11 protein-coding genes are annotated in these 12,204 nt (G+C 70.1%); 4 read left to right on the top strand and 7 right to left on the bottom strand.

Features of this window, described 5'->3' with window-relative positions:
• Nucleotides 1–454 precede the first annotated feature (454 nt).
• The 3 genes from ACSP97_RS29780 to ACSP97_RS29770 form a co-directional block, all read right to left on the bottom strand.
• Nucleotides 455–1,024, bottom strand: a complete 570-nt coding sequence (locus ACSP97_RS29780) for a M91 family zinc metallopeptidase (protein ID WP_440555113.1) — start codon at nt 1,022–1,024, stop codon at nt 455–457.
• Nucleotides 1,025–1,090: 66 nt separating this feature from the next.
• Nucleotides 1,091–1,654, bottom strand: coding sequence for a hypothetical protein (locus tag ACSP97_RS29775; RefSeq protein WP_355152023.1), 564 nt, complete (start codon nt 1,652–1,654; stop codon nt 1,091–1,093).
• A 414-nt stretch (nt 1,655–2,068) separates the two neighbouring features.
• Complete coding sequence (locus ACSP97_RS29770) at nt 2,069–2,707, bottom strand: hypothetical protein (protein ID WP_440555111.1); 639 nt, start codon at nt 2,705–2,707, stop codon at nt 2,069–2,071.
• Nucleotides 2,708–2,922: 215 nt separating this feature from the next.
• On the opposite strand from ACSP97_RS29770, the gene ACSP97_RS29765 reads away from it, so the two are divergent.
• Both ACSP97_RS29765 and ACSP97_RS29760 read left to right on the top strand, forming a co-directional pair.
• Nucleotides 2,923–3,978: a hypothetical protein gene (locus ACSP97_RS29765; RefSeq protein ID WP_440555108.1), complete on the top strand. Its 1,056-nt coding sequence runs from the start codon at nt 2,923–2,925 to the stop codon at nt 3,976–3,978.
• A 189-nt stretch (nt 3,979–4,167) separates the two neighbouring features.
• Nucleotides 4,168–5,403 carry a DUF2510 domain-containing protein gene (locus ACSP97_RS29760; protein WP_355532329.1) on the top strand — a complete coding sequence of 412 codons (1,236 nt, stop codon included), beginning with the start codon at nt 4,168–4,170 and terminating at the stop codon, nt 5,401–5,403.
• Nucleotides 5,404–5,545: 142 nt separating this feature from the next.
• On the opposite strand, the gene ACSP97_RS29755 is transcribed toward ACSP97_RS29760, so the two are convergent.
• A complete protein-coding gene (locus ACSP97_RS29755; protein WP_355322798.1) occupies nt 5,546–6,160 on the bottom strand; it encodes a TetR/AcrR family transcriptional regulator in 615 nt (204 codons plus the stop codon).
• A 231-nt stretch (nt 6,161–6,391) separates the two neighbouring features.
• Between ACSP97_RS29755 and ACSP97_RS29750 the strand changes: the two genes are divergently transcribed.
• Entirely contained in the window at nt 6,392–7,192 is an 801-nt protein-coding gene (locus ACSP97_RS29750) for a phosphatase PAP2 family protein (protein ID WP_358294709.1), read from the top strand.
• The gene (locus ACSP97_RS29745; RefSeq protein WP_440555106.1) at nt 7,189–8,178 is read left to right on the top strand and encodes a hypothetical protein; all 990 of its coding nucleotides are present in this window, start codon (nt 7,189–7,191) and stop codon (nt 8,176–8,178) included. Before ACSP97_RS29750 ends, ACSP97_RS29745 begins: the two co-directional genes overlap by 4 nt.
• A gap of 87 nt (nt 8,179–8,265) precedes the next feature.
• Here the strand turns inward: ACSP97_RS29745 and ACSP97_RS29740 are convergent, their stop codons facing one another.
• The 3 genes from ACSP97_RS29740 to ACSP97_RS29730 form a co-directional block, all read right to left on the bottom strand.
• Nucleotides 8,266–9,114, bottom strand: a complete 849-nt coding sequence (locus ACSP97_RS29740) for a phospholipid scramblase-related protein (protein WP_355152030.1) — start codon at nt 9,112–9,114, stop codon at nt 8,266–8,268.
• A gap of 66 nt (nt 9,115–9,180) precedes the next feature.
• On the bottom strand, nt 9,181–11,229 hold the full coding sequence (locus tag ACSP97_RS29735) for a phosphocholine-specific phospholipase C (RefSeq protein ID WP_388294631.1): 2,049 nt from the start codon (nt 11,227–11,229) through the stop codon (nt 9,181–9,183).
• A 144-nt stretch (nt 11,230–11,373) separates the two neighbouring features.
• A complete protein-coding gene (locus tag ACSP97_RS29730; RefSeq protein WP_355152032.1) occupies nt 11,374–12,045 on the bottom strand; it encodes an MmyB family transcriptional regulator in 672 nt (223 codons plus the stop codon).
• Nucleotides 12,046–12,204: the final 159 nt, after the last annotated feature.

Here is a 12,204-nt window from a genome sequence, read left to right as displayed (position 1 = left end):
GTGACCGCCATAGCAGTCGCCATAGCGGCAGTCAGAGGCCGCCAGCTGCGCAGATTCGAGTGAGCGAGGATACCCATGTGCGTTCCTCATAGATGAACGGACCGTGCAGACTCGGGGCCTGCCACGGTCGACCGGGTGGCCATCGAGGGCAAAGGTCTAACCGGAAGGAACATTCTTCCATTCAGTTTACAGACGGCTTTAGAAAGCAGCAAATCATGCGAGATGCACATTGAATATTCAATCGGCAGATGATGTAGGCCACCTGTCGCGAAAGTTCAAGACAGGCGGCTGCGTGTCGCGCACGACGTGACGCTGGACGAAGTCGCCGGGGCGCTCAAGGGGTGCCGGGCCACGGCATCCTGGGAGTCGGTGAAGAAGCCGCTTATCAGCCGCGGCCGTCGAGGGCGGCGAGCCCGCACACCAGCATCCAGTTGTCGAAGCGGTGGTTGGAAGCTCAGCAGTCGTCCACGGAGTCCGGCAACTTCGCGGGACCGGACTCGGTACCGTACGCGGTCCGCGTAGGAAGGTTCCGGTACGAGCGATACGCGTTCTCCGCGAAGACGGCTACGACCTCGTCGGTTTGTATGCGGGGAGCCCCACGGCACCAGTGGAGGTTCAGGGTGCCACGGGCCATGTCCAGTGCGTGCGCCATCTCGTGATAAAGCTGTGCACAGGGATCTCTCCGGGGGCCGTCACTCATCGGACGAGTGTCCGTGCTGTTCCAGGCGATGACGCTGTCCGTGCCCGACCCGTTCTGCGCGTCGGCCCAATCATCGTCGGCAGGCCTCGTGAAGGAATCACCAGGGTCCTGCGGCGCGCCATTGTTGAGGACGATCTTCACGTTGTGCGGATTGAACTCAAGGTACCGCACGATGTTCAGAGGGTCGCCGCTTTCGTCCTCAGCCCGGTAGTTGTTCATGCACTTGCCGAACGCTGAACTCGCTTGTGGACTCACACTGATCAGCGCCTGAGCCGACGGGGCGGTACCCGTGATCAAACCGACGCTTGAGAGGGTCGTCAGCACGGCGAGGCCGACTGATATCCGGAGTGTACGAGCATTCCCCATGGCCACTCGCCTCTTCTTCGAACTTCAGGCACCTATGACCGCGAGGACCGTCATGACATAGGGAATACCGTCTTTTGCCGAATCGATCGTGCCGCCGACATCGAGGCCGGCTCGCGCCGAGCAGCTCGGTATATAGCCCGAAGCCTCGTCCCACACTCTGGGCAGGGTTTGCAAGCGGCCTTCCCTTTGCCAGTTGAAGTCGCGCGACCCGCCGATCAATCCGCCCATGCTTCCGCGGACGTCGAAGATGTACGTGGCCCCCGTCTGGAAGCGGATGACACACGCCTCACTGTAGTTGTATCCGACGCCGCCAGAGTTGTGCATGTGCCCGCTCCAGCTGTACGTCCCGTCCGAGTGCAGAGTCAGCGATGACCAACCGCCGACCGGGACACCATTTTTGAAACTGATGTTACGACTTTCGGTGAAATTGTCGGTGTATTGAGGGAGGATCGCGATCGATCCACCCGAATGATGCGGCCTCGTCACCAGACTTGAATCGGCCGCGACCGCGGTGGTTGGCAGAAGCACACTCCCCGCCAACAGTACCGAGGCGAAAACTGCTGTACCGTCACGCTTGAGGCTTCTCATCACGACTGCTTACTTCCTGATTGCGTCGCCGGAACCAGAACTTCCGTTACGATTCGCGTTTTGCTCCGTCAGGCCGCCCCGGTTACACCCACATAGGCCGTGTTTGCATGCCTTGAGCAACGGGCACCTGAACGGCGTAACCGACGGGCATCGCATGGAGCGCCACAGCTCCCAGGTCAACCGTCTATGTCCAGGTAACCTCCGACTATTTGGTCTCGCAACCCCCAGCCGTTAAGTTGAACAGGCGATATTGGATACATCCATTATTGAGGGGACAAGCGGCCGAGATCGGGCAGGCCGTCGGTACGAAAACCGCGTACCCGGCAGCAGTCCGGGCCGTCTCCCGGCGAAATTCCGGTACCGCTGTCGGTGAGCCCCTGTAGACGAGCGGCGACCTCGCCCGGCCGGGTCCTATCAGTCGCCGTCCGCACAGGCGCCAGTTGGAGCGAGGCTGGGCCAGGGGCGCCCCGCACTGCCGGAGGCGGCGGAACGGAGGAGGTCGAGAAGAGCGCATCCCGGGTAGCCCCGAAAGCTCACATAGGTGCCCCGGTAGTAGCAGCTCCAGTAGCTCACGACCCGCCGTTGAGTGCGCGCGAAGAAGGCAGGGTTGTCCACGATGAATTGCCCGTACGCGCGGTGGCCACAGGTGCCGGGCGTGGCGAGAACGCGGAGCTCATCGCGGATGACGACCAGGATCTCCAAGACGTACTCGCCGACCAGTTGCACGACGAAGGGGACGACCCATGGGTCCGTGGAACCAACGACCTTCTCCAGGTGCCGCTGTCTGACCACCCCGTCGCAGTGCCTTGTGTACAGGCAGTGCAGAAGCTGCCGTTGGCGCGACGAAAGGGACGCCACCGCGTCAGTTGGCGGCTCGTCGTTGTAGAGGCGCTCTGGGATCAAAAGCCGCCGGCCCGCTACAACGACCGGGAACGAGGCATGCGGCTGGTGCCGAGAATCAGGCATCACCGCCAGCACCGCCTCGGCATCGCATGCGAGCTCGGCTGGGAACGCCGCGATCAACGGATTGCCGCTGTCGGAAAGCGGATGCACGACCCGAGCATAGGCGGGCGGCTCGGCCGGGTGGCCGGCATCGACGGTCCGGCCTGTCCCGCCCACAAGGCGATCTGCCGGGGACCGAGCCATCGGCGAGGGAGCACCGATCGGGTTCAAACGGCTGATCGCCGTCCGGGCTTGACTCTGACGCCGCTGGAGAGTTGACGATCGCGCCGTAAGCGACACGCGGATTCTCATCGGAGGCGCACGGCATGCGAGGCAGAGGCATCCACTACGACACCGGCACCTTTCCCAACGGCGATACCTCCCGCCCCGTCTTCGACGCCGACGTCGTCGCACGGGACATGCGGATCATCGCCGAAGACCTGCACTGCACCGCGATCCGCATCACGGGCGGCGACCCGGACCGGATCGAGACCGCCGCGCGGCACGCGGCCGCCGCCGGGCTGGAGGTCTGGTTCTCGCCGTTCCCCTGCGAGATGACCGACGAACAGATGCTGCCGTACTTCGCCGACTGCGCCGAGCGAGCCGAACGCCTGCGCCACGACGGCGCCGACGTCGTCCTTGTCACTGGCTGCGAACTGAGCCTGTTCGCCCGCGGATACCTGCCCGGCGACACCTTCAACGAGCGCATCCCGGTCCTGGCCGGCCCCGATCGCGAGGCCGCACTCCGGCCCATCCCCGAGAAGGTCAACGCGTTCCTCGGCGATGTCGTCCGCACCGTGCGCCCTCTCTTCGCCGGCCCGGTCAGCTACGCCTCGTGCCCCCTGGACGGCGTGGACTGGAGCCCGTTCGACATCGTCGGCCTGGATGCCTTCCGGAGTCTGCGCAACGCCGCCGCGTACCGCGACGACCTGCGCAAGGAGTTCGCCCACGGCAAGCCGGTGGCCATCATGGAAGTCGGCTGCTGCACCTTCCGCGGAGCGGGCGACTACGGCGGCTCGGGCTGGTACGTGGCCATGGAGCCGGACGGGGTCACCCCCAAGCCGCACCTGGTGCGCGACGAGAGCGAGCAGGTCCGCTATCTCGACGAGCTCATGCCCGTCTTCGAGGAGGAAGGCGTCGACTCCGTCTTCTGGTTCAGCTTCGCCGGCTACGGCACTCCCCACCGTGTGTCCGGACCGGACCCCGACCTCGCCTCGTACGGCATCGTCAAGATCCTCGACGAGCACAGCGGCTACCCCGCGGACGCGCGTACGTACCCGGACATGCCCTGGGAACCCAAGGCGGCGTTCCACGCCCTGGCGAACCGTTACCAGGCCCGCAAGCAGCGGGCGACGTCCCACCGGCACCTCGAAAACCGATAGCGCCCAAGGGCCACTGAAGACCGGGAACGGGACGCTCCGGCCGCATGGGCCGACGAGAAGCCGGAGCGTCTCTTCTCCTTGTGTCGGGTGCCACTGGCCGAAGATTTCGGGAGCGAAATATCCCGGGTCGATCGGATTGGCGGCAGATCCTCTCATCCCGCTTTCACCGTTGCCTCATACGGTGGGCCCATGACGCAGGTGACTCCTCCCGGGTGGTACCCCGACCCCGGGCAGACGCAGGACGGTCCGCCCACCGAGCGCTGGTGGGACGGTGCGGCCTGGACGGACCGGATCCGCCCCGCCGGCACGGCCGCCACGTGGGGTCCCCCGGCCGCGACACCGCCCACGGGCGGGGCGGCTTCGGACCAGGCGGCTCCCGCGGGTCCGGCGTCGCCGGCCGGTGCGGCCCCGAACGCCGAGGAGGCTGCGGGGTCCACGCCGCAGGCGCCCGCCGACGGGACACCGCCCGGCCCTCCGGCGCCGCCCGCCGGCCAGGCGCCCCCGGCGTTCCCCGGCGCACCCGTGCCGCCCGTCGGCCCGGTCCACGGCGCCCCCTCCGCTCCCCAGCCTCCTCAGGGCGCCCCCGCCTACCAGGGCTACCCGTCGTACTCCGGCTACCCCGCCTATCCGGCCCCGCCGCCTCCCGCCCGGCGGGGGCTGCGGACCGGGATAGCCGTCGCGGCGGCGGTGGTGGTGCTGGCCAGCATCGGGGTCGGCGTGTACGCGCTGACGAACGACGACGGCGGCGGTGACCGCGCTGTCTCCCAGCACCATCCGGTGGGCGGTCCGGAGGACGGGCCGGGAGGCTCCGGCGGTTCGGGCGGCGGCCAGGACGGCCCCGGCGGCCCCGGCGACGGCCAGCCGTCCCCGGGTCACTCCCCCGCGCCCAAGGTCAAGGGCGGCGGGACGGTGCCGGACGCGATCGACGGCATCAGCCTGCCGGTGCCGAAGGGCTGGACCGGGGAGACGATCAGCGTCGGCGCACAGGTGACCTCGGACGACTCCTACAAGTGCCCGGGCAACAGCTCCGACACCTGCACCGCGGGCGGCGCCTACACCGCGCCCGCCGTGGCGCTGGGCACGGAGGGGGACACCCCGGAGGAGGTCGCGAAGGCGGACATCGCGGCCAACGCGAAGGAGTCGTACGGCGGCGCCAGCTACGGCGGCATCACCTCGCACCGGGTGCTGGCCTCCCAGGCGGTCACGGTGGCCGGGCAGAAGGGCTATCTGGTGCGCTGGAAGGCCGTCACCAGCAAGGGCGCCGACGGCCTGGTCGAGTCGGTCGCCTTCCCCTCGCCGAACGACGCCCGGCAGATGGTGGTCGTGCGCTTCGGCGTCGACGTCGGGCAGAACGAGTCGGTCGTCGACGAGATCCTCAAGGGGATCACGGTCTCCTCGGGCGGCGGGAGCGGCCAGAGCGTCTGACGCCCCGAAACAGCCGGCCGGGCGGGCTCCCCCTCCGCTCAAGGGGAACCCCGCCCGGCCGGGTGGTGCGCGCCGCCCCCGTCCCCACGGTGCGGCGCGGGCAGACCGCCGTTCAGTCATCCCGTGAACGGCGGCCTGGGTCTCAGCCCAGTCCGAGTGCGGGCAGCACGGTGGCCTCCACGAATCGGACAAGGTAGTCGGCGTCGGCGTACTGGCCGCTGAGCATCGGACGGATGCGCAGCACGCCGAACATCATGGCGGGGACGAACTCCAGCGCGGGATGGTCCGCGCGGATCTCGCCGCGGGCCACGCCGCGGTCGATCATCTGCTGGATCGCGGCGATCTCCGGGTACACCAGCGCCTCGCGCAGCGCCTGCGCCAGTTCGTGGTCCTGGGAGACCGCGGGCCCGAGGGCCTGGATCAGCTTGGTGTCCTTGCGGGACCAGTCACCGGCGGCCCGCGCGGTCTGGCGCAGGTCCTCGGCGAGCGATCCGGTGTCGATGCCGGCGAAGCGCACCCGCCGGTTGGCGCGCAGCGCGGCGGCCACGAACTGGGGCTTGTTGCGCCACTGCCGGTAGAGCGTGGACTTGCTGCACCGGGTGCTGGCGGCGACGCCCTCCATGGTGACGGATTCGTAGCCGCACTCGCGGATCTGTTCCAGCACGGCGTCGAAGAACTCCCGCTCACGCTCCGGCGTGATCTTGGAGCGGCGCGAGGCGACGACCGACTCCGGTCCCTCCGCGGCCTGCGACGTCATGTGCTGCTTCCCCTCACTCGTGTCGGGCGCTGCGCGATGCCCGGTTTCCAGTGTGTCGCACTTCAATCGATACGCAAGTGTACCGGTACTCAATCGTATCGGTACACTTCCGTATCGGTACATCAGCGTATCGGTACGGAGACGTATCCGAAGTTCGCGCACCGTACCGCGGGGAGCCGCCGCACGCGGCTCGCCACGACAGACAACGACCGTCAGCGAAGGGGCCGGGGGATGACCGCGCTCACCGAGCCTGCCGAGGCAGAAACGGAGTCCGACGCAGCCGCGCGTCCGGGGCTCATACGCGAGTTCCTGCTCGTCGCCGGGCTCTTCCTCGTCTACAAGCTCGGCCGGCAGCTGGCCACCGGCCACACCGCCGCCGCCTTCCACAACGCCCACCGCGTCTGGGGCTTCGAGCGGACCCTGCACCTGCCGCACGAGACCGCGGTGCAGTCGGTGCTGCTGGACCAGGGCACCGTGGTGCACCTGGCCAACACCTACTACGCGACCGTCCACTTCCCGGCCACGGTCGCCTTCCTGGTCTGGCTCTACGTCAAGCGGCCCGCGCACTACGTCTGGGCCCGCCGGGTCCTCGCCGTGGTCACCGCGGCCGCCCTGGTGCTGCCCTTCACGTTTCCGCTGGCCCCGCCGCGCATGCTGACCGGCACCGGTCTGGTGGACACCGCCCGGATCTACGGCCCGTCCGTGTACGGCCCGCCGGCCGCCGACCACCTGTCCAACCAGTTCGCCGCGATGCCCTCGCTGCACTTCGGCTGGGCGCTGATGGTGGCGATCGGGCTGATCACGGCCACCCGCTCGCGCCGGCGCTGGCTGTGGCTGCTGCACCCGCTGCTGACCCTGCTGGTGATCGTCGGCACGGCCAACCACTACTGGCTGGACGCGCTCGCCGCGACCGCCATGCTGGGCATCGCCCTCGCGCTGATCCACCCGCCGCAGCGGGCCACCACCCGGGCGGGCCGCGGCACCGGCCCGCTCGTCCCGCGCCAACGGGTCCTGGCGGGAGCGGGCCGATGAGCGCCGCCGCGACGGTCGCCGTGGCGCTGTCCCTGGTCTCGGCCGTGGCCTACGCGCTCGCCGCCGTCGCCCAGGAGCGGCTCGCCGCCCGGAGCGCCGGCCCCGGACTGCTCCGGCTGCTCGGCACCGGCGCGTGGTGGTCGGCGGTGGGCCTGAACGCGGGCGCCGCCCTGCTGCACGTCGTGGCCCTCAAGTACGGTCCGCTGACCGTCGTGCAGCCGCTCGGCGCCCTCACCCTGGTCGCGGCCGTGCCGCTCGGCGCGCGGGCGGCCGGGCGGCGGGTCAGCGCGGTGGAGTGGCGCGGTACGGCGCTGACGCTGGCCGGTCTCGGCGCGTTGCTGGTCACCGCCTCGGGTCCGGCGCCCTCCCGGGTGCTCGGCCTGCCGGCGGCGCTCGCGGTCGCGGGCGCGACGGCCGCGCTGGTCGGTGTCCTGTCCTGGCCCGGCGCCCGGCCCGGGCTGCGGCACGCCACCGCCTCCGGCCTCGCCTCGGGCGTCGCCTCCGCGCTGACCCAGACCGTGACCGTCGCGGCCACCGACCGCTCGGGACCGGTGCTGAGCACCGAGGTGATCGTGGTGGCGGTGCTCGTCGCGGCGTTCGCCGTGGGCGGGCTGCTGCTGTCCCAGACCGCCTACCGCGGCGGGCTCGGCGCCCCGCTGGCCGTGGTCACCCTGGCCAATCCGGTGGCCGCCGCGCTGATCGGGCTCACCCTGCTGGGGCAGGGCCTCGCCGGCGGCACCGGTGGTGTGCTGCTGGCGCTGGCCGGGGCGGGGCTGGCCGCCCGGGGCGTGATGCTGCTCACCCGGGTCCCGCACGAGCGGGCGGCGGACCCGGACCATCCGGTGGCCGCGGTGCTCGCCCTGGAGCCGGACACCGCGGCGGCCGAACCGGCTCTGCGCAGCCGCCCGCCCATACAGCGGGAGCGGCCGGGACGGCGACGGCAGCCGGACCAACCGGAACAGCCGGGGCATCTCACCGCCCTGTGAGCGACCGCGCACACGTCGGCGGCCGGTGCCTGCGCACCGGCCGCCGTGACCGTGTTCGGTGTCGCGTGCTCCCCGTGCGGGTCACGCTCAGTTCCAGCCCCGCGAGTCCTGCTTGAGCGCGGTGTCGACGGTCAGGGCCGTCGCCACCACCAGGCTCAGCAGCGGCTCGGGCAGCTGGTAGTGGATCTGCAGGACGTAGTTGTCCGCGCTGGTGAACAGCGTCTTGGCGAGGCCTTCCCAGGTCTTGGTGATCCGGGCCACCTCGTTGTCCGCGTGGTCGACGATCGCGAAGTTCCACGCCCGCCAGTTCTCCGCCTTGATCGCGCCGACCTGCCGGCCGTTCGCGTTCATCGCGAAGTTGATCTTCCCGATCATGTTCTGCTGGACGATCTCACCGACCGGCGAGCCGTCCGGCCGGGTCACGATCACCCGGGACTTGAAGAACTTCGCGGGCCGGGTCAGCACCAGCTGGGGCTGGCCGTAGGCGTCGCGGATCTCCAGCTTGTGGGTCATGAACTGGTCGAGGCTGGAGACGAAGCGCAGGATCTTCTTCAGCACGCCCTGACCGATCTCGGTGACCGAGCCGATCTCACGGCCGTGCTGATCCATGACCTTGTACTCGTTGGTCACCTCGATCAGCTTGGCCTTCTGGTTCACCACCAGCACCGGCTCGGTGAACAGGGTGCCGCCGCCGGTGGCGTTCGACACGACCCCGGCCTGCTGCTGCACCTGGCGCTGCACCCGGGGGTCGGCGGCCTGCTGCTGCGGGAACTGGGCGGCGGCCTGCTGCGGTACGGCCTGCTGGGCCTGCGGCGCCTGCTGGGCCTGGTTGTTCGTGTGCTCGGTCCACTGCGTGCCGTCCCAGTAGCGGAGCGTCTGGGGCGCCCCGTGCGGGTCCGGGTACCAGCCGGCGGGAGTGTTCGATTGCGTGGTCACCGGGGCACACTACCCTGATCTGACCGGTACCTGACCAGCCCGCACGGAGCGGGGCTCATCGCCCGTTCACCGCGTCGCGATGGCCGGGTCGCTGACGCCGGGCCGCCCGTTCTCGACGTGACCGGCGAAACCGCGCACGAACGCCGGGTCGTCGTCCGAGGTCACGGTCAGGTCGTACCAGCGGTGGCCGCGCGTGAGGTCCACGGTGTGCCGCAGGGTGGCGCCCGGCCGCACGGTCACCGCCACCGGGGCACCGCCGTAGCCGTCCGCGATCCGCAGCCGGGCCGCGCCGGAGCCCTGGTTGGTGAGGACCAGTTCGACGCGCTCGCCGGCGTACCGTGCGGTCACCTCCGGGCCCGCGCTCCTGTTGCCGCCCTTGAAGACGCGCAGGAAGCCGTTGGGGCCGTGCACGGCGAGGTCGTAGGCGCCGCCGGAGTAGGCCGAGTTCCAGGTGTCGGACAGGGTCTTGCCGGCCTCGGTGGTGTAGGTCCAGGGGCCGTCGCCGCGGTTGCCGGAGGTGACGAGGAAGACCGCGCCGGCGTGCGCGCCCGAGGCGAAGGTGAGGGTGAACGTGCCGGCCCCGGTGTCCGCCGAACCGTCCACCACGGGTGCGTACTTCAGCGGGCGGGTGGGCCTGCCGCCGCGCTCCTGGCGGGGCAGCTCGGGGTTCGCGGGCGGCTTGGGCACGTAGTCGGGGTGCCGGTCGCGGTCCGGCGGCCGGTAACCGGCCGTGGACGGCAGCCGGACGGCGCCGGCGTCCTTGCGGGAGAAGTCGAAGGCGCTGGTGAGGTCGCCGCACACGGCGCGCCGCCAGGGCGAGATGTTGGGCTCGCGCACCCCGAAGCGGCGCTCGACGAAGCGGATGATCGAGGTGTGGTCGAACGTCTCGGAGCAGACGTAACCGCCCTTGCTCCAGGGCGAGACGACGATCATCGGGACCCGCTGGCCGAGCCCGTAGGGGCCGGCCGCGTATCCTCCGCCGCCCCGGTACACGTCGAGCGAGGTGTCCACCGTGGACTTGCCCTGCGCCCCGGAGGCGGCCGGGAAGGGCGGCAGCACGTGGTCGAAGAAGCCGTCGTTCTCGTCGTAGGTGAGGAACAGCGCCGTCTTCCCCCACACCTCGGGGTTGGAGGTGAGCGCGTCCAGCACCTGGGAGACGTACCAGGCGCCGTAGTTGGCGGGCCAGTTGGGGTGCTCGGTGAAGGCCTCGGGTGCCACGATCCAGGAGACCTGCGGGAGCCTGTCCGCCCGCACGTCCGCCCTGAGCCGGTCGAAGAAGCCCTCGCCCTGCCGGGCGTCGGTGCCGGTGCGGGCCTTGTCGTACAGCGGGTCGCCGGGCCGGGCGTCGCGGTACTGGTCGAAGTAGAGCAGGGAATTGTCGCCGTAGTTGCCCCGGTAGGCGTCCTCGATCCAGCCCCAGCCGCCGTTCGCGTCCAGGCCGTCGCCGATGTCCTGGTAGATCTTCCAGGAGATCCCGGCCTTCTCCAGGCGCTCGGGATACGTGGTCCAGCCGTAGCCCTTCTCGTCGTTGCCGAGCACCGGGCCGCCGCCCTGCCCGTCGTTGCCGACGTAACCGGTCCACATGTAGTAGCGGTTGGGGTCGGTGGAGCCCATGAACGAGCAGTGGTAGGCGTCGCAGACGGTGAAGGCGTCCGCGAGGGCGTAGTGGAACGGGATGTCCTCACGGGTCAGGTGCGCCATGGTGGTGGTGCCCTTGGCCGGTACCCACTTGTCGTACTTACCGCCGTTGAAGGCGGCGTGGGTGTCGGGCCAGCCGTGCGGCAGGTCCTGGATGAAGGCGAGCCCCAGGTCGTCGGCGTCCGGGTGGAAGGGCAGAACGTCCTTGGTGCCGTCGGACTGCTGCCAGACGGAACGGCCCTGCTGGCTCACCGCACGCGGGTCCCCGAAGCCCCGCACCCCGTTGAGCGTGCCGAAGTAGTGATCGAAGGAACGGTTCTCCTGCATCAGGACGACGATGTGCTCGACGTCCTCCAGGGACCCGGTGCGGTGGTGGGCGGGCAGGGCGGCCGCGCGCTGGATGCTGCTGGACAGCGCGGTGAACGCCGAGGTGGCGCCCGCTATCTGGAGGAAGCGCCGCCGGTTGACTTGGGGCATGGGTGTGGGGGTCCTCTCGTCCTGACGTCTGCCGTCGCGCAGAGCGAAGGTGCGCGGAGCGAGTGTTCCAAGAGCGGCGAACGTCAGGGAAGGGTGAGGTGACACCGAGGTGAAAGTCCGGCAGCCGGGTGCCGCCGGACGCCGTCAGTTCCCGGGCGGCGGGACCACCGTCAGATGCGCGGGGGTGGCGCGGGACCTGCGCGGGCGGCGCTCCGGGGCGGGGGCCCGGCGGCTGTCCCGAGGCACCAGCGTCAGCCTGCGGAAACCCAGTTCGCGCAGGGTCTCGGGGGTCTCCTCCACGATGCGGCACTCGGTGGGGCCGCGGCGCGGGTCGGGGTGGAAGAGCAGGCGTACGGCCCCGTCGAGGCGGGTACCGCGCTCGCCGACCGCCCGGATCCAGTGCGGCAGTCCCTGCCGGTAGGCCGCCTCCATGAGCGGGTCCTGGGCGATGTCCCGCCGTACGGCCTGGAGTTCGGGGTCGTGGCCGTACGTCTCCATGGCGCCCTTCAGGTGGGCGAGCATCGGCAGGCACCAGCCCGCCTCGTGGTCGCCGAGGACGCGCCCGGCGTCCGGGTGGAAGAGCACGAACCGCAGGAAGTTGTCCTCCGGCATGGCGGTGGGATGCGGGCGCATTCCGCCGAAGAGCACGCCGAAGGCGGCGTTGGCCAGCACGACGTCCCAGCGGTGGTCCACCACCAGGGACGGGAACGTGACGGTGTCCAGCAGTGCGCCGTAGTCCTGTAGGTACGTCTGGGTCTCGGAGGTCTCGGGGACGGGCCGCGGCGCCGGCCGCTTCCCTCCTGCCTGATGTGCCATCGGGAGGTCACCCCTCTTGCCTCTGCGGCCTTCACGCGGCGATGCGATCCTGCTTCCCCACGAGAGGTGATGTCAACTATCGTGGCATTCCACGCCGGTTGACGGCTGAAATTCGCCACAGTTGTGGCGACACCTGGATGTGGGTTCAGGGCACCGGCT

The organism is Streptomyces sp. SCPE 10 (assembly GCF_051980735.1).
GTDB lineage: Bacteria > Actinomycetota > Actinomycetes > Streptomycetales > Streptomycetaceae > Streptomyces > Streptomyces misionensis.
This window is presented reverse-complemented; position numbering and strand designations above follow the sequence as displayed.

What these genes read in the sequence shown, in the direction of transcription:
- ACSP97_RS29765 (WP_440555108.1), top strand. Translation starts at nt 2,923, where the DNA reads ATGCGAGGCAGAGGCATCCACTACGACACCGGCACCTTTCCCAACGGC.
- ACSP97_RS29760 (WP_355532329.1), top strand. Translation starts at nt 4,168, where the DNA reads ATGACGCAGGTGACTCCTCCCGGGTGGTACCCCGACCCCGGGCAGACG.
- ACSP97_RS29755 (WP_355322798.1), bottom strand. Translation starts at nt 6,160, where the DNA reads ATGACGTCGCAGGCCGCGGAGGGACCGGAGTCGGTCGTCGCCTCGCGC.
- ACSP97_RS29730 (WP_355152032.1), bottom strand. Translation starts at nt 12,045, where the DNA reads ATGGCACATCAGGCAGGAGGGAAGCGGCCGGCGCCGCGGCCCGTCCCC.
- ACSP97_RS29745 (WP_440555106.1), top strand. Translation starts at nt 7,189, where the DNA reads ATGAGCGCCGCCGCGACGGTCGCCGTGGCGCTGTCCCTGGTCTCGGCC.
- ACSP97_RS29735 (WP_388294631.1), bottom strand. Translation starts at nt 11,229, where the DNA reads ATGCCCCAAGTCAACCGGCGGCGCTTCCTCCAGATAGCGGGCGCCACC.
- ACSP97_RS29775 (WP_355152023.1), bottom strand. Translation starts at nt 1,654, where the DNA reads ATGAGAAGCCTCAAGCGTGACGGTACAGCAGTTTTCGCCTCGGTACTG.
- ACSP97_RS29750 (WP_358294709.1), top strand. Translation starts at nt 6,392, where the DNA reads ATGACCGCGCTCACCGAGCCTGCCGAGGCAGAAACGGAGTCCGACGCA.